Origin of the sequence: Nocardia vulneris, assembly GCF_001613425.1 — a bacterium.
Classification (GTDB): domain Bacteria; phylum Actinomycetota; class Actinomycetes; order Mycobacteriales; family Mycobacteriaceae; genus Nocardia; species Nocardia vulneris.
On record NZ_BDCI01000017.1, the window covers coordinates 483,378 to 500,209 of the forward strand.

A 16,832-nucleotide genomic window follows, 5' to 3' on the forward strand; every position below is an offset into this window, starting at 1 on the left:
TCCGTACGCTGCTGTGACGTAGGTCGCTCTCCTGAGCTAGAGATTTGTGAGGCAGCATGACCATTTCCACCGACACTCCGGCGGACTCCGCCGGGACCTCGCAGCCGTTCGACTGGTTCCGCACCATGAGCGCCAAGGGCAAACGCGCCTTCCTCGGCGCTTTCGGCGGATATGGCTTGGACGCCTACGACTTCCAGGTGCTGCCGCTGGCGCTCGGCGCGATCACGTCGTACTTCGCCATCAGCTCCGGCAAGGCCGGGCTGCTCACCACCGTGACGCTGCTGGTGTCCGCACTCGGCGGCGCGCTGGCGGGTGTGCTGGCCGACAAGATCGGACGGGTGCGGACGCTGCAGCTCACCGTCGCGACCTACACCCTGTTCACCGTATTGTGCGGTTTCGCACCGAATTTCGAGACGTTGCTGGTGTTCCGGGCGTTTCAGGGCCTCGGCTTCGGCGGTGAATGGGCGGCCGGCGCCATCCTGGTCGCCGAGTACGCCCAGTCCAAATACCGGGGGCGGGCGGTGGCCTATGTGCAGAGCGCGTGGGCCGCGGGCTGGGGTCTGGCGGTGCTCGTCTACACCTTGGTCTTCCACTTCGTCGACGAGGATCTGGCCTGGCGGGTGCTGTTCTGGACCGGCGCATTGCCCGCGCTGCTGATCGTCTGGGTGCGGCGCAATCTGACCGATTCCGAAGCCGTGACCCAGCGCCGCGAATCGGCGGGCAAGCAGGCCGGATCGTTCTCCGCGATCTTCCGGCGCGACCTGCTGCGGACCACCCTGTTCGCCTCGCTGCTGGCCACCGGCGTGCAGGGCGGCTACTACACCCTCGCGACCTGGCTGCCGACCTATCTGAAGAAGAGCAGGCACCTGAATGTCGTTGGCACGGGCGGTTATCTGTTCCTGCTGATCGGCGGCGCGTTCCTCGGCTACGTCACCGGCGGTATCCTCGCCGACCGGCTCGGGCGCAAGCGCACGATCCAGTTGTTCGCCGTGCTGTCCCTGGCCTTCATGATCGCCTACATCCAGGTCCCCGAGGGGGCGAACACCCTGGTGCTGATCCTGGGCTTCCCACTCGGATTCTGCACCGCGGCCATCTTCTCCAGCTTCGGGTCGTTCCTGTCCGAGCTGTATCCGACCGCGTCGCGCGGCACCGGACAGGGCTTCACCTACAACTTCGGGCGCGGCGTCGGCGCGATCTTCCCCACGGCCGTCGGGTTTCTGGCGTCCACCGCGTTCGGTCTGACCGGCGCGATGATGTTCGGCGCACTCGGCTACCTGATCGCCGTGCTGGCACTGTTCGGCCTGCCGGAGACCCGTGGCCGCGAACTGGCTTGAGCGAGAAGGGATGCCGGTGATCACCGTGCCGCTGCGGATACTGCCCGCGGGTGACCGTTCGCTGCTGGTCGCCCCCGCGGACCACGCCGATCTCGTCGCCTTCGTCGACCTGTTGCGGTGCGAATTGCCCGACGGGGTGCACGATGTGCTGCCCGCGGCGCAGACGGTGCTGGTCACCCTGACCGACACCGCGGACGGCCGGGCCGTGGAAAACGGCCTGCGCCAACTGTTCCGGCGCGCGCAGTCACCCGAGCGGGCGACATCCGAAGCGCCGGTGCCCGCCGCGATCATCATCCCGGTCCGCTACGACGGACCGGACCTGGCCGCCGTCGCGGCACTGCTCGGCACCGACACCCGCGCGGTCGTCGAGGCCCACACGAAGGCGCAATGGCGGTGCGCCTTCGTGGGATTCGCGCCGGGCTTCGGTTATCTGGAGAGCACGGACACCGGGCTCGCGGTGCCGCGGCGAGCCGAGTCCCGCACCTCGGTGCCCGCGGGCTCGGTAGCATTGGCCGACGGGTACAGCGCCGTCTATCCGCGGCGCTCACCCGGCGGCTGGCAGATCATCGGCACCACCGACTTTCGCCTGTGGGACCTCACCCGGACCGAACCGTCCCTGTTACGTCCGGGCACCCGAGTCCGTTTCACCGAGGAGGCCGCCGCGTGAGTGCGGGACATGCCGCGTTACGGGTCGACGCCGCCGGGGCATTGAGCACCATCCAGGATCTGGGCCGGCCCGGCTGGTTCGCCATCGGCGTCGGCGTGTCCGGTGCGGCCGACCGCGGTGCGCTGAAGCTGGCCAATCGGCTGGTCGGTAACCCCGAGCACGCGGCGGGCATCGAAACACTGCTCGGCGGACTGGAATTGACGGCTCTCGCGCCGATCCTGCTGACGGTCACCGGCGCCGACGCGCCGATCACGGTGGACGGCGTCCCGCAGGCGCGCGCCGCCGTGCTCGCGCTGGCGGCCGGTGAGCAGCTGAAGCTCGGCATGGCCGCGGCGGGCCTGCGGGCCTACGTGGGGGTGCGCGGCGGCATCGCGGCCGAACCGGTGCTCGGCTCGTGCAGTACGGACACGCTGGCCGGGCTGGGGCCGGCGGCACTGGCGGACGGGGCCGAGCTCGCGGTGGGATCCGCGCGGACCTACCCGTGGCCGAATGTCGCTGTGGCACCGGTGCCTTCGCCCGACACCGCGACCGTCGAGGTCCGCGTGCTACTCGGCCCGCGCGACGACTGGTTCACCGATCCGCGGGCGCTGTGCACCGGCACCTGGGCGATGACCGACCGCGCCGATCGCGTCGGTGTGCGGCTGACCCGGGTGGGCGAGCATCCCCCGCTGACCCGGATCAACGACAAGGAACTGCCCACCGAGGGCATGGCACTCGGCGCCATCCAGGTACAGCCGAGCGGTGAACCCGTCGTCTTCCTCGCCGACCACCCGATCACCGGCGGCTATCCGGTCGTCGGCACGGTCGTCAGCGCCGATGTGGACCTACTGGCCCAGTTGCGGCCGGGCCAGCAGTTGCGGTTCCGGCTCGTCGCGCCCTGAGAACCGCCCGCACGCGCGTCGGCGCGCTCGGACACTCGGGGCAATATCTGTGCATTTACGGTTACATATATGCACAGTGCACAGCGGAGGATGGGCAAATACTGAGCGAGTGCGTAGTGACACCCAGGTAACGGGTCGGGTGGAATGAGTGCTCGTTCGGTCGGTCGGGCACTCCCCCTGAGTCCCGGTTGGCGGCCGCCGCGCGCGGCCCCTGGCTCAGGTGCCCATCAAAGCTCATGAGGAAGACGCAATGCTGCCCTGCTTTCGTTCTGCGACCTTCGCCGTCGGTCTCACCCTCGCTGCCGCGCTCACCGTGACCGGGACGGCGACCGCCGCCCCGGATGCGCCCGGAAATCCGGCGCCCACCTGGCCGAACCGGCCGGACGAGAACCAATTCCCGCCGCTGCCCAGCGAAACCGATATCTACCGGTTCATCCCGGTGCCCATGCCGGGCGAGGACCGGTGGTACGACGATCCGGCCGACCTCGGCGCCTACGCGAACGGCGATGTCATCCGCAAACGGGTGGTGACGAGCTATCTGCTCGGCGTGCCGTGGCCGCCGGTGCACACCGAACAGATCCTCTACCGCAGCACCGACAGCCACGATCGGCCGATCACCACCGCGACCACCGTGCTGATCCCGGGCATCCCCTGGCTCGGGCCCACGCCGCGGCCGGTCATCTCTTACCAGGAAGCGATCGACGGCCTCGATCCGGCGTGCAATCCCTCGCACACGCTGCGCGCGGGCACGATGAAGGAAACCCAGCTGCTGCTGCAGTTCCTCGCCGAAGGCATGGCGGTGTCGGTGCCCGACTTCAATGGCAAGACCAGCACCACGCTCGCGCCGAGCGAGGGCCGGATGGTGCTCGACGGCGCTCGGGCGGTCCGCCGGGCCGGACTCGGGCTGGCCGACGCGCCGGTGGGGCTGTGGGGCTACTCCGGTGGTGGCAGCGCCACGGCCTGGGCGGCCGAGCTGCATCGCAGCTACGCCCCGGAACTGCCGGTCAAGGGCAGCGCCCAGGGCGGTGTGCCCGGAGACAAGCACGCGATGACGCAGTTCGCCATGGACGCGGGCCCCGGCATCGCGGGACAGTCCGATTTCGTCGGCTGGATCTGGCTGATCGGGCTGTCCAGAGAGTTCCCGGACGAGCTGCCGCTGGAAAAGTTCCTCACCCCCGACGGCATGACCGTCGCCAACGACATCTCGCACCGCTGCCTCTACACCGCGGCGGCCACCGGAGCGTGGCGACCACTGAAGAACTACCTGAAGGACCCGCAGGCCTTCCTCGACCCGGATGTCCAGTCGGTGTTGCAACGCGACAGCCTCGGCTACGGGGACACACCGGATGTGCCGATCGCCATGTGGCACTCCACCACCGATCCGATCATCCCGATCCCCTCGATCGAACCGGTCGTGCAGCGTTACTGCGCCGCGGGCGCCAACCTGCGCTTCTTCAGAGTCCCCGCCTCGGAACATATTTCGGCCGAACTCCTCGGCTACGAACCCTCGTTGCTGTGGCTCACCGCGGTCGTCGCGGGCGCCGATCCCGGCCCGACCACCTGCTGATCCCCCGGTTTCCCCGCAGCACAGCTCTAGCACGACCGTCCCAGTCAGTCGTATGATCGAACTCGTTTCCCGCTCGGCCCTGTAGACAGCAATGTAATTGCCACGCCGACAAGCGAATTCGCCGGATGGGGACGTCCGAAGTGCTTGTCGCGCCGGCTATTCGAGGACTTCGAGGAGAGCATCATGCGTACCGAAGGTGATACCTGGGACATCGTCAGCAGCGTGGGGATGACCGCGCTGCAGGTCGCGGCCGCCCGCGCGATCGAGACCGGACGGCCCGACGCCCTGATCCGCGACGAATACGCCGCGCTGTTCGTCGAGGCGGCCGGCGACCCGGCCACGATAGCGTTGATCCGAGACGCCCAACGGTCGCAGGGCACGCCGCTGATGGACGGTTACCTCGGCTTACGCAGCAAGTTCTTCGACGATCTGTTCCTGTCCGCGGGACAGTCGGGCGTCCGGCAGGCGGTGATCCTGGCCGCGGGGCTGGACGCGCGCGCCTACCGGCTGGACTGGCCGCAAGGTTCGACCGTCTACGAGATCGACCAACCGCAGGTACTCGACTTCAAACGCCAGGTGCTCACCGCGGCCGGCGCCGTCCCCCGCGCGGATCGCCGGGAAGTCGCCGTCGATCTCCGCGACGATTGGCCCGCCGCACTCCTGGCCGCCGGGTTCGATCCGGCCGTCCCCACGGTCTGGTCGGCCGAGGGGCTGCTCCCCTATCTGCCGGGGGCGGCGCAGGACGCCCTGTTCCACCGCATCGATCACCTGTCCGCACCGGGCAGCAGTCTGGCCACCGACACCTTCGACAACTCGGTCGATCTGCATCAGGTCACCGCATACCAAGCCGAACACCTGCGCGACACGGTTTATGACAAGGTCGACTTCGGCGCTCTCTTCTACACCGACGACCGCGCCGACGCCGAAAGCTGGCTCATCGCGCAGGGGTGGACCGCCAGCGCACTCCGGCCCGAGCAGCTGACCGAGATCTACCACCGAGCCGCTCCGGTGCTCCCGGAACCGTTCAGTCGGATGATGGACGGCATCCGATACCTGAGCGCCCGCAAACCCGCTTGAGTAGTCACCAGCCGTGCGCGGGCGGCCCGTTCATCGCCGGTCGGCCAGCACCGCGGCCCCCGGCCCGGTGAGCAGTGCGTCCGCGGGGCGGCCGGTAGCGAGCAGCAGCAGCGCCCCCGCGGTACCGTGCACCTGCGCTCCCGCACCCGCGGACCACTCGGCGTCGGTGGCGACCAGCTGCACGCCCGCCAACCGCTCGGCGATCCCGAACCGGCCCGCCGTCGCCCAGACCCGTTGCAGCGCAACCTTTGCCGCCGCCGCGGGCATCGGGTGCTCGAGGCCCAGCGGTACGGCGACGTCCTGAGCGTGCACCAGCACGTCCAGCAGCCGGTCGGCGGGTACGGTGCCGATCGGGACGAACCGCGCGGGCACGCTCGCGCGCAGTTGCGCGAGCAACTCCCGTGTCCCGACCCGGTCCGCGTGCCGGATCGCGACCTCACACAGCGCCCGGTCGACATTGCCACGCGCCCGGGCCAGATTCACCAGGATCCAGCCGAGATGGGCGCGGGTGGTCTGCACGGTGTGCGCGACCACGTCGCGGACCCGCCACTGCGAGCAGAGAGACGGGTGATCCCATTGCTCCTCGGTGAGTCCCGCCAGCAGGTCCGCGAGTGCGGCTCGTTCGGCGGCGGTCGCCCGCCAAATGTCCTCGGTGGTCATGGATCCGGTGTGTCGCATCGGTAAGTCCCTCTCGCTCATGGTTGCACTACCTTAGGAACTCCAGCCGAGTGGAGGTGCAAGCTGCTGTGACCGAGGACACATCCACCCGGGTGGCCGGCATCGGCGAAGTGGCCGAGCGGACCGGCGTTTCCGTGCGCACCATCCGGTTCTATTGCGACAGTGGCGTTCTCGACCACCGCCGGACCGGGGCCGGCCACCGGGTCTTCGACCTGCCGGCCGCGATCGATCAAGTGCTGCTGGTGCGCAGGCTGCGGGCACTCGATGTGCCGCTGCCCACGATCGTGCGGGTGCTCGGCGGCGCCGAATCCCTCGGCACGGCGGTCGCGGTAGAGCGGGCGGCCGTCGAAGCCGAGCTCGACGCGTTGCGGTGGCGCCGGGCGGCATTGCTCGCCATCGAGCACGCATCCCCTGACGCACGCACCGAGCGCGTGGCTCTGCTTGCGGCAGCGCATGATCGGGACACCGTGCTCGATACGCTGGTCGCGCTGTGGCGTCCCATCCTCGGCACCCTGCCCGGCGGACTGTTCGATTCGTTCATCGATATGCACGCGCCGCTACCGGGGGAACCGGAGCCGGGACACGTGCTCGCATATGCCGAACTCAGCGCTCTCGCGACCGACGCGCACGTCAAAACCGCAATGGCACACCAGATCTGGCGATCCAACCGAGCGGACGTCGGCGATCAGCGACAGCTGGTGACGGCGGTGGCACAGGTCTGCGAAGCGGCGGCACCGCTCGTCGCCGCGGCGGAACAGCCGCGCGCCGGAACCGTACTCGACCAGTACGTGGCCGCGCACGCGGCGGCCCGCGGGCGCCGAGACACGCCGCGATTCCGCCGGGAACTGCTCGTCGACGCGACGGACCCGGATCCCCGGCTACAGCGCTACTGGCGACTCACCGCGCAGGTCACGGGCGTCACCGCCACGATCGGCGCGATCCACCACTGGATGTTCGACGCGTTGCGCTGCTCGGTGCGCACCGAGTAACGAAGCGGGCCGGACGATCCGGTTTCCCGTTCCGCGCTCAGCGATCGCGTCCCGCGGCGGGCGAGGTCTTGCGGTTGGTGCGGGCCCGCCGACGTGCCGCCTGCAGTTCGGCGAGTTCCTGCTCGAGGATCTCGGCGATGCGGAACTGGCCGGTGTCGTGGATCTCCGGGGTCGGCAGCGCATCCTTGGCATCGGCTGCCCCGCCGGGCTTTTCGGTGTCCGGACGCTTGATCGCCGCCGTCGTCGCGGCGGCCGACTGTGCCGCGGCGGCCGGCTTCGTCACCGGGGTGGCCGGCTTGGCCGGGGTCACCTCCGGTGCAGCGGGCTTGACGGCGCCGTTCTTGGCCGCCGGGCTCGCCGCGGCCGGCTTGGGCTCGGCCGTACGCTTCTCGGTGCTCGCCGCGGCGGGCTTGCTCTTCGCGGCGGGCAGCTCGGCGGACTTCCCGTTCCTGGCCGGCGCCGTGGCGGCGACCTCGGTGCCGTTCGGCACCGTGCGGAGCTCGGAATCGCCTGCGGTGCGCCCGTTCTCGGCGGTGGCCGCGAACGCGGTGGCGCTGTCGGCCTCGACGAGCTTGTCCAGCGCGGCGAGCTTCTCGTAGGTCGAGGTCGCCTCGAACGCGGTCGCGCCGCGGAACGCCGAGCCCGACACCGCGGGCTTCTTCTCGGTGACGGCGTCGTCGTCCTGCACCACGACATCGATCTCCGGATCGACGACGGCGGTACTCGGGCCGGCGCCCAACTCCGCCAGCGGATCCGGCTCCGGCTCGACGGTGAGTTCGGCGATCGCGCTCGCCGCCATCACATCCGAGGTCCGGCGGTCCATCCGGTAGCTGGCGATCGGCGGCAGCGTGCGCCGGATCTGCTCGGCCGGATCGGGCAGGTCGCGCACCTGCTCGGTGGCCCGGTGGATCGCGAGACCGTAGCGGGCGCTGGCCGCGTCGTGAATCAGCAGTGCCACACCGATCATCACGGGCGCGACGGCGTGCACGGCGGCGTCGTACCACTGCTCCGCGCGCACGTACGGGTAGGTGTTCAGGGTGACGGTCAGCGACAGCAGCGCGACCTCGGCGGCGACGACCTGCTTGCGGTTGTCGACGATGCCCCATTCGGCCACCTTGTTGGTGCCGATCATGATGATGATCAAGCAGACGCTGATCATCGCCTCCAGCAGATAGCTGAACCAGAACAGCGGATCGTCGGCCCCGCCGGGCGCGATGTTCTGCTGCACGTTCACTGCCGACCACAGCATGCCCGCGCCGACGACGCCCGCCAGGGCGCGCAACGACCAGGACCGATGCCGGTACAACGAGGCCAGTTTGGCATGCGGGCTCGACTCACGGCGCTGTGACGCAATGGCCTTGCGGGCCATCAGGAGATCTCGCATGTCGGCCTTTTCGATGGCTTCGGTGGTCTGCCTGGCGCGGTCGGCCGCCGACGCGGCGGCCTGAGCCTCTTTCCAGCGCTGACCACGATCCTGGCCGCGAATCCGCTCGGCTAGCTCGCGTTCCGCCTGCAGCTCGTCCTCGGACAGCGCTTCGGTCAACGCGGGATCGAATTGGTATGCCAGCCGGCCACGAGCCTTTTCGACCCGCTTCGCCAGCTGCGTGACCTCGTCCTCGATGGGATGCTGGATGGTCATTTAGGCTCCAGGAGGAGATTCGATGGCAGACAAGTGATCACGCGGGAGAAGGCTACATCGCATTTCCGGACGACGCACCGTTGCCAGCGAAAAGTGTCGATTTGCCGGGTGAATGCGGCGTGCCGCGACACGGTTTTCGCCGGTGCCCGTACCAGACTGAACGGTTCACGATGACCGTGTCGCGGGCACGACGCGCCGAAACGCCCGATGTTCGCTACGGGGTTTCTGGGCCGCGCGGACGCGGCCGGGCAAAGCCTCACTCGTTCGGGCGCGTCGCGGCCTCGACCACGAAACTCGCTGCGGTCGTGGCGCTCCCGCCGATGTTGAGGGTGGCGAATCGACGCGCGTCCGGCACTTGATAATCTCCTGCCTGCCCGGTCACCTGCTTGTACGCGTCGAGCACCATACGCACCCCGGTCGCCCCCACGGGATGGCCACCCCCGATCAATCCGCCACCCGGGTTGACAGCAAGCCTGCCGTTTCGCCCGATTTCGCCCGTTTCCACCGCTTTCCAGCTCTCCCCGGGCCCCGTGATACCGAGATGATCGATCGCCATGTACTCCGACATGGCGAAGCAGTCGTGTACCTCGACGCCGTCCACGGCGTCGATCGCGGGCAAGCCGGCGCGGCCCAGCGCGTCCAGGACGGTCGCGCGCACATGCGGGAAGACATAGGGGTCGTCCGCCGCGACCCGCAGTTTCCCCGCCAGCGACAGCCCGGCCGTGCGATGCCCCCAGCCGCTGATCACCGCGCGGCGTTCCGGCCGTAACTCGGTGCGCCGCGCCAGGAATCGGTCCGACACCACGACGACGGCCGCGGCTCCGTCGGTCATCTGGCTGCAATCCTGGCGGCGCAACCGGCCCGCCACCCGCGGGTTCGCGGTGTCGTCGGCGGCGAAGCTGTCCCGGGAGTAGGTCCAGTTCCTGGTCTGCGCGGCCGGGTTGGCGCGGGCATTGGTGATGTTGAGTTCGCTGATCGCGCGCAGATGCGCGTCGTCGAGGCCGTAGCGGCGGTCGTATTCGTCGGCGAGGGCGGCAAACATGGTCGGCCACACGAACTTCACGTCCGGCGCCTCGTGTCCCACCCAGGCCGCGGCCCCCAGGTAACCCGCCGCCTGCTCCCCCGGCACGGTCTTCTCCAGCTCGGCGCCGAGCACCAGCGCGCAGTCGTAGCGGCCCGCCGCCAGGTCTGCCATCGCGGCCAGCAGCGCCATACTGCCCGAGGCACAGGCGGCTTCGTGCCTGCTCGCCGGTACCCCCCACAGCTCGGGGCAGACGGTGGCGGGCATGGCGCCGAGCTGCCCCTGCCCGGTGAACAACTGCCCGAAGGCATTACCGACGTGGATCACCTCGATCTCGTCCGGTGCCACGCCGGTGGCCTCGAAGGTCGGGGCGAGCACGGCCGCGACGAGCGCGTCGAAGCCGAGGCCGGACCGATGCCAGTTGACCGCGAAATCGGTCTGGCTGCCGCCGAGTAGGTGAATGGTGCTGGTGGACATGAGTACTCCGGTCTCTCGTGCGGGTCTCGGGTGCGGCGGGCACCCGGTCAGGTCTCGACGCCGTTGCCCCGCAGCGTTTCTCGCAGCTCGCGCCGCAGCAGCTTGCCGACCGGGTTGCGCGGCAGCGCCTCGACCAGCTCCAGCCGCTCGGGCAGCTTGAACGAGGCCACCTCGCGCTCGCGCAGCTGCTCGACCAGCTCGGCCAGCGTGACCGTGGTACCGGGCGCCGGAACCACGAAGACGCAGCACTTCTCGCCGAGTACCGCGTCGGGGTAGCCGACGACCGCGACATCGGCGACGGCCGGGTGATCGGCCAGCAGGCCCTCGATCTCGGCGGGCGCGATGTTCATTCCGCCGCGGATGATGATCTCCTTGATCCGGTCCACGAACCGCAGATACCGGCCGTCGACGCCGCACAGCTCGAAGACGTCTCCGCTGCACAGGAATCCGTCCGCGTCGAACGGCTCGCTCGTCGCGGTGCCGGGCAGGTAGCCGCCGAACACCGCGGGCCCGGCCAGCCGCAGTTCCCCGGTGCCGCCGATGGCGGTCACCGCGGCGCCGGTACCGACCTCGACGAGTTTCACCGTCGTGCTCCGCGCGAGCCGGGTGGCCCAGCGCACGCCGGGCGCGCCGTAATGCGGCAGATGCTGTGCGCGAGTGAGCGGATCGGGGATGTCCACGGGCGCGCCCAGCAAACAGACGCCCTCGTTGGAGCCGAAGAAATTCAGCACCTCGATGCCGAGGTCGTCCTGCCAGCCGCGGACCACGCTCGGCGGCAACGGTGCGCCGCCCGAGCCGACCCGCTGCAACGAGCTGAGGTCGGCGGACGCGCGCAGGCTCTCGTTGTGCAGCAGCATCGTCAGCAACGCGGGCGGCATGCTGGTGTGCGTCACCCGATGCCGCGCGATCTGAGCGAGGAACACGGGCAAGTCCAGTGGCTGATGCTGCACCAGGTGCCCGCCGACGAGCAGCCACGGCAGGAACGCCGCCGCGAAACCGGCCATGTTGACCATCGGAAAGGGGTTGAGCAGCACCGATTCCGGGGTGAGGCACAGCCCGTCCTGCACGCCCCACGCCATGGCGAGCCAGTCGCCGTGACAGCGCGGCACCCCCTTCGGCGCGGCCTCGGTGCCACTGGTCCAGCAGACGGTGACCCGATCGTTGACCGAGACCGTCAGCCCGCGCTCATAGAACCGCAGCCGTTCGCGGTCCGCCGCGGCCACCGGGCCGTCCAGCGGGATCGCCCCGTCCGGTACGCCGGGGCCGAAGGCGAACACGGTGTTCGCCACTTCCAGTGCGTCCCCGGCCAGTTCGCGACCGGACAACGTGCCCACCGTGATCACCGCGGTGGCGCCGGATGCGGCGACGATGCCGGACAGCTCGTGGCGGCGGAACGAGGCGGGCATCGGTGTCGCGATCGCGCCGAGGCGCCACAGCGCGAAATACGTGGCGGTCAACGCGATCGAATTCGGGAGTTGCACCGCCACGGTGTCGCCCTGCCGAATCCCGTTGCGGTACAGCAGTGCCGCCAGATCGGCGCTGTGCTCGTCCATTGCGCGCCACGCGAGGGTGCGCGGCGCCGCGCCGGTCAGCGCCGCGAGGTTGGCCGGATCGGAGATCGCCGGCGCCTCCGGTGCCGCCTGGACCCGCTGCCGGAGCAGGTCGGGCAGTGTTTCCGGCTGCCACCAACCCCGGGCCAGATACTCGCGGACCGTATCCGCGGGATGACAGGTGGGCACCTGCGTGCGGGCGCCGGTATCGGTTGCGGTGGTGGACGACTCGGACATGGGCGTTCCTTCAGCGGAGAAGCCGCAGCACCAGCGCGGAGCCGAGCCCCAGTGCGGCGGGAATGGCGACGAGTGCGTGTTCGCCACCCGTACGAGTGAGCGCGTCGAGCGCTTGGACGATCAGGTTGCCGCCCGTCGCGCCGAGCGGATGCCCGACCGCGAGGGCGCCACCGGCCGGATTGACCCGGGCCGGATCCACGCCTAGCTCCCGGGTGAGCAGAATCGGTGTGACAGCGAAGGATTCGCTGATCTCGAGCACGTCGAGATCAGCGGCGGCGAGCCCGGCCCGGTCGAGCGCCAGCCGGGCGGCGGTGCTCGGCGCGGTGAGCAGCGGCGAACGCACGGCCGTCTGCGCGCTGCCGACGATCTGGGCGCGCGGCGGGCTGCCGAGCCGTTGCTCCGCCCGCCTGCTGCCGAGGACCAGCGCGGACGCGCCGTCGGCCAGCTGCGGCGCGGTCGCGATCGTGTGCAGGCCGTCGGCCGGACGTGGCGCGCCGGGCAGGCGGCGCGCCACCCGCTGCCACGCCGGATCATCGCCGAACAGAGTGGGCAGTGCCGCGAAGGCCGCGGTACTCGCGTCGGCCCGCGCGCCCTCGTCGGCGGCGAGCAACACCGTCCCGCCTTTGCGTACCGGCACCACCGATCCGGAAGTTGTTGCGGCCGTCGCACGTTGATGCGACGACACCGCGTACTCGTCGAGTTCGGTGCGGGTGATGCCCGCGGCGGCCGCGGTGAGATCGGCCGAGACGCCGATCGTCACGAAGCCCGTGCGCTCCCCGAGGTCGGCATCGGTGGCGATGGCGGGCCGGTCCGTGAGCATCGGCACCCGGGACATCGATTCGACACCACCCGCGACGATGAGGTCCGCGTACCCGGCGGCCACGCGGGCGGCGGCCGTCTCGACCGCGTCCAGCCCGGAGCAGCACAGCCGCGACACCACCCCGCCGGGCACGCGGTCCGGCCAACCCGCCCACAGCGCGGCGGCCCGCGCGAGGTCGCCACCCTGCTCCCCCAGCACCGTGCTGATCCCGACCACGATGTCGTCCACGGAATCCGGTGGCAGCGAACGGCTTTCGAGTGCGCTCAACAGCTGACCGAACAGCTCATAGGGCGGCACCTCCGCGAGCGTGCCCCCGCCTTTGCGCACCCGACCGCGCGGCAGGCGGACAGCGTCGTAAATATAAGCGCCGGACGGTGTGTCAGGCATGGTCGATCCTTGCGAGGGTGGCCAGCGTGTGCTGGGCGGCGGGGTCTGCCGCCGACGTGGCGGGAACGATGACGATTTCGTCCGCGCCCGCGGCGCGATAGGCGGCGACACGGTGGTGCAGTGCGGTCTCGTCGCCGAAGATGCCCACGGCGGCCGGTAATTCGTCCGGGACGGCCGCGAACACGTCGCGGGGGTGCGCACCGGTGTGCGCGAGCCGGACCAGATCGCCGAAACCCGCTTCGGCGAACATCGCGTCGTAGCCGGGTGCGCGCAGGTAGCCCACGACACCGCGGCGGACGGTGGCGAGGATGTCCGCGGACGGATCCGCGGCGGCGGTGACCCACACCGAGATCGCCGGATCGGGCAGGCCCGCCCGGCGCGCGGCGGCCTGCACGGATTCGGCGCAGCGCGAGACCTGTTCCGGTGTCACGAGATTCAGTACGACCCGGTCGGCGGTGCGGGCCGCGGCGGCCAGTGCGCGGGGTCCGAAGGCGGCGACGGTGATCGACGAGGACGGTGCGCCCAGGCGCAGCCGGTATCCCGACGTGCGCTCGACCGTGCCGGTGAAGTCGACCTTCTTTCCCGCGAGCAGGCCGCGCAGGATCTGCGCCGACTCCGCCAGATGCATTGCGGTGCCCCGTCTTTCCCGGCCGTGCCAGCCGCGCACCACGACAGTGCTGGAACTGCCGATGGCGACGTCGACCACACGGCCGGTGAGCGCGGCCACGCTCGCGACACCCATGGCGATCGTCGCGGGGGTGCGCACGTCGACGGCGAGCGGTCCGATGCACAGCGGCATCCGGCCCGACGCACGGCCGATCGCGGTGGCCAGCGCGAACGCGTCGAACGTCGCCATCTCCCCGACCCACAACCGGTCGAAGCCGAGATGTTCGGCGGCCGCGGCGACGGCGAGTGCGTCCAGCGGATCCCGATCCTGCCAATACGGCAGGCTCACACTCAATTCCGGGCGATCAGGCGCGCTCATCGCCGCACCCGCCTCGGAGCGCACCGCGCTCACTCGACCGGCTGTGCGGCCGCACGCATACGCTCGCCACTGACCCATGTGGCATGGAAACCCAACGGCACCCGGACCGGCAGGCCCAGGCGGCACACCGGACCGGCGGCGAGATCGGCGGCGTGGTAGATCCATACCTCGGACAGCCGGGTATGGCTGTTGAACGCGAACATCGTCAGCCAGGCGTCGTCCTCGTCGACGGCGCCCGCCCGGGGCACCACGGTGAGTTCGCTGCCGAAGCACCCGTCGCCGAACGGCTGGGTCTGCTTGGCGCCGGTGCGTACGTCGTACTTGATGACGGCGTCGAACAGCATGGTGCGGTCCACCGAGAGCCGCATCTGATACGACCAGCGGCCGCGCTGACCGGTGCGGCCCTGCTCGATGGCCGGGAACTCGGTGTTGACGTCGTCCATCGGCTCTTCGACGGTGGCGCCGGTGCGCAGATCGAACCGGTAGCGATGCAGTTTCGCCTCGGGACGCAGGTACGCGAGCAACTGGGCCAGCGGGTTCGCCCGGTCGGAGACGGGGCTCGGCTTCGACACGCGGCAGACCACCAGGACGATTTCCTCGCCCTCCTCCCATGCGTTGACCGTGTGATAGATGTAGCCCGGCGCGGCCTCGAACCACCGCGCCCGCGCCCCGTCGCCGCGCCGGGGCAGCACCGCGAAGCGGCTCGGCAGCGTGCGATCGAAGAAGAGTTTGAACCGCCCCGCCGCGGCGGCCCGGGGATCGTTGTAGAGCGGCAAATCCATGAGGATCGAATAGTTTTCGGTGATCGCCATGTCATGCGGCAGCCGTGGGCCCGGCAGCTCCAGTCCGGTGTAATGGGTGACCACACCGGACGGATCGGCGACGCCGTAGCGCAGGTACGGCGCGTGGATGCCGTAGTCGAAGAAGATGAATTCTTCAGTGCGCTCATCGACTTTCGCGTGTGCGGAGACCTCACCGGGCAGCGTGCCGCCGAAGGTGTCGGCGCCGCGGGTCTCGAGGCTGATCGGGTCCAGCGCATAGGGTTTGCCGGCGCGGTACCAGAGCGACAGCAGGTTGCCGTGATGGAAGACCACATCGGTGTTGGCGGAATTGCGTTCGCGGCGATCGCCGGGCGGGTTGTCGTCCCATGGCTCGATCACGCCCCGCCACAACGCCGTTCCCGCCGCCCGCTCGGCCTCGAACTCGCCGGTGCGGATGTAGCGGTTGCGGTAGGTGGCCCTGCCGTGCTCGAAATGCACCGCGTGCAGCATGCCGTCGCCGTCGAACCAGTGGTAGCGGCCGAGCGGCGCGAATTGCGGGTTGGGCCCGTTGCGCACGTACACGCCGTCGAGGTCGGCCGGGAGTTCGCCGTGCAGGACCGTGAGCTCGGTCGCGGTGATCTCGTCCGCGGTGGGCGCGTACGGCCCCTCGAGATAGGGATTGGTCAGCGCCTGGGCCGCCGGTGCGATGAGTTCTTCGTTCAGCGTCATGAGGCGCGTATCCCTTCACTACAGTTATTGAAGTGATACGCGTCTCATCGTCAGGTGTCAAGAGCGGCTGGGGCCTGCCTCACGCGAAGAGGTCGAGCACCGGCGGCGGCACCGGCTCGAAGCGCACATCGGTGCGCGTGAGCGTGGCGTCGCAGCCGCGGCAGCGCAGCGCGGGACGCAGCCGCGCACCGCACCCGCGATGCCGGATCCGCAGCCCCGGTTCGGCCGCGCCGGGATGCGCCGACTCCGACCAGGCGAGCAGGAAGGCGAAGACCGGGAACAGCGCCCGGCCACGCGGTGTCAGCCGGTACTCGCGGCCGCTCCCGTCGCCGGATCGGCGCAGGATCTCGGCTGCGCACAGCCGCGACAAACGCTCGGTCAAGGTGGTCGGCGACATGTTCATGGCCGCGCGGAAATCGCCGAACCGCCGCACACCGGCGAGCGCGAGACCGGTCACCGTGGCACTCCAGCGGTCCCCGATGGCGACCATCACCTCGTCGAACCGCATATCCGGCCGGTCCGGCAGCGGCGCGCGCCCGCGGCGACGGCCGCTGGAAGTGAAGCGCCACAGCGCATCGTCACCGAGTGTCACCTCGGTGTCACGCGCGCTCACCGTGTGCCCGCAGCCGCGGCACAGCAATACCGGCGGCCCGCGATGCCCGCACTCGTCGTGCACCAGCTCGGGATGCAGCGCCCCCGCGGCGGTCCATTCGCGCTGCCAGCCCCACACCGAGACCAGGATCTCCCAGGTCGCCAGGCCGAGGTCGGTCAGCAGGTAGTCGAACCGGTCCGGCGCGCCCGGCTGCGGCTCGCGCACGAACACACCGGCGTCGACGAGCGCGCCGAGCCGCGCGGTGAGCACCGCGGGCGCCGCACCGGTGTGTTCGATCCACTGGTTGAAACGGCGGGTGTGGTCGACGAAGGCGTGACGCAGGACGGTCAGCGTCAACCGGTCGCCGAGCAGGTCGAAGGTGGCAGCGACGGGATGCACGGCGGGCGATGCCGCCTCGCTCGGGTCCACAGCCATCTGCAT

At 70.2% G+C, this 16,832-nt stretch carries 14 protein-coding genes; 6 read left to right on the plus strand and 8 right to left on the minus strand.

What is annotated here, in order from left to right:
• Nucleotides 1-56 precede the first annotated feature (56 nt).
• The 5 genes from NVU01S_RS19910 (at nt 57) to NVU01S_RS19930 (ending at nt 5,526) form a co-directional block, all read left to right on the plus strand.
• Complete coding sequence (locus NVU01S_RS19910; RefSeq protein ID WP_043670942.1) at nt 57-1,334, plus strand: MFS transporter; 1,278 nt, start codon at nt 57-59, stop codon at nt 1,332-1,334.
• A 10-nt stretch (nt 1,335-1,344) separates the two neighbouring features.
• Nucleotides 1,345-2,001, plus strand: coding sequence for a 5-oxoprolinase subunit B family protein (locus NVU01S_RS19915; RefSeq protein WP_043671130.1), 657 nt, complete (start codon nt 1,345-1,347; stop codon nt 1,999-2,001).
• Complete coding sequence (locus tag NVU01S_RS19920; protein ID WP_052280624.1) at nt 1,998-2,882, plus strand: 5-oxoprolinase subunit C family protein; 885 nt, start codon at nt 1,998-2,000, stop codon at nt 2,880-2,882. Before NVU01S_RS19915 ends, NVU01S_RS19920 begins: the two co-directional genes overlap by 4 nt.
• A 250-nt stretch (nt 2,883-3,132) precedes the next feature.
• Entirely contained in the window at nt 3,133-4,449 is a 1,317-nt protein-coding gene (locus tag NVU01S_RS19925; protein ID WP_043670948.1) for a lipase family protein, read from the plus strand.
• A gap of 183 nt (nt 4,450-4,632) precedes the next feature.
• Nucleotides 4,633-5,526, plus strand: a complete 894-nt coding sequence (locus tag NVU01S_RS19930) for a class I SAM-dependent methyltransferase (protein WP_043671132.1) — start codon at nt 4,633-4,635, stop codon at nt 5,524-5,526.
• A gap of 30 nt (nt 5,527-5,556) precedes the next feature.
• Here NVU01S_RS19930 and NVU01S_RS19935 read toward each other — a convergent pair whose 3' ends face one another.
• Nucleotides 5,557-6,225, minus strand: a complete 669-nt coding sequence (locus NVU01S_RS19935) for a maleylpyruvate isomerase family mycothiol-dependent enzyme (protein WP_244467250.1) — start codon at nt 6,223-6,225, stop codon at nt 5,557-5,559.
• A gap of 47 nt (nt 6,226-6,272) precedes the next feature.
• Between NVU01S_RS19935 and NVU01S_RS19940 the strand changes: the two genes are divergently transcribed.
• Nucleotides 6,273-7,193, plus strand: coding sequence for a helix-turn-helix domain-containing protein (locus NVU01S_RS19940; protein WP_043670954.1), 921 nt, complete (start codon nt 6,273-6,275; stop codon nt 7,191-7,193).
• 37 nt (nt 7,194-7,230) lie between these two features.
• On the opposite strand, the gene NVU01S_RS19945 is transcribed toward NVU01S_RS19940, so the two are convergent.
• The 7 genes from NVU01S_RS19945 to NVU01S_RS19975 form a co-directional block, all read right to left on the minus strand.
• Nucleotides 7,231-8,832: a hypothetical protein gene (locus tag NVU01S_RS19945; protein ID WP_043670956.1), complete on the minus strand. Its 1,602-nt coding sequence runs from the start codon at nt 8,830-8,832 to the stop codon at nt 7,231-7,233.
• Between the two features lie 256 nt (nt 8,833-9,088).
• Nucleotides 9,089-10,330 carry an acetyl-CoA acetyltransferase gene (locus NVU01S_RS19950; RefSeq protein ID WP_043670958.1) on the minus strand — a complete coding sequence of 414 codons (1,242 nt, stop codon included), beginning with the start codon at nt 10,328-10,330 and terminating at the stop codon, nt 9,089-9,091.
• Nucleotides 10,331-10,377: 47 nt separating this feature from the next.
• On the minus strand, nt 10,378-12,117 hold the full coding sequence (locus NVU01S_RS19955) for a class I adenylate-forming enzyme family protein (RefSeq protein ID WP_082032056.1): 1,740 nt from the start codon (nt 12,115-12,117) through the stop codon (nt 10,378-10,380).
• 10 nt (nt 12,118-12,127) lie between these two features.
• Entirely contained in the window at nt 12,128-13,324 is a 1,197-nt protein-coding gene (locus tag NVU01S_RS19960; protein ID WP_043670961.1) for a thiolase family protein, read from the minus strand.
• Nucleotides 13,317-14,309, minus strand: coding sequence for an LLM class F420-dependent oxidoreductase (locus tag NVU01S_RS19965; protein WP_043671137.1), 993 nt, complete (start codon nt 14,307-14,309; stop codon nt 13,317-13,319). The genes NVU01S_RS19960 and NVU01S_RS19965 overlap by 8 nt, the downstream gene beginning before the upstream one ends.
• Nucleotides 14,310-14,338: 29 nt before the next feature.
• The gene (locus NVU01S_RS19970; protein WP_043670964.1) at nt 14,339-15,799 is read right to left on the minus strand and encodes a carotenoid oxygenase family protein; all 1,461 of its coding nucleotides are present in this window, start codon (nt 15,797-15,799) and stop codon (nt 14,339-14,341) included.
• 79 nt (nt 15,800-15,878) lie between these two features.
• The gene (locus NVU01S_RS19975) at nt 15,879-16,826 is read right to left on the minus strand and encodes a winged helix-turn-helix transcriptional regulator (RefSeq protein ID WP_244467251.1); all 948 of its coding nucleotides are present in this window, start codon (nt 16,824-16,826) and stop codon (nt 15,879-15,881) included.
• Nucleotides 16,827-16,832 lie beyond the last annotated feature (6 nt).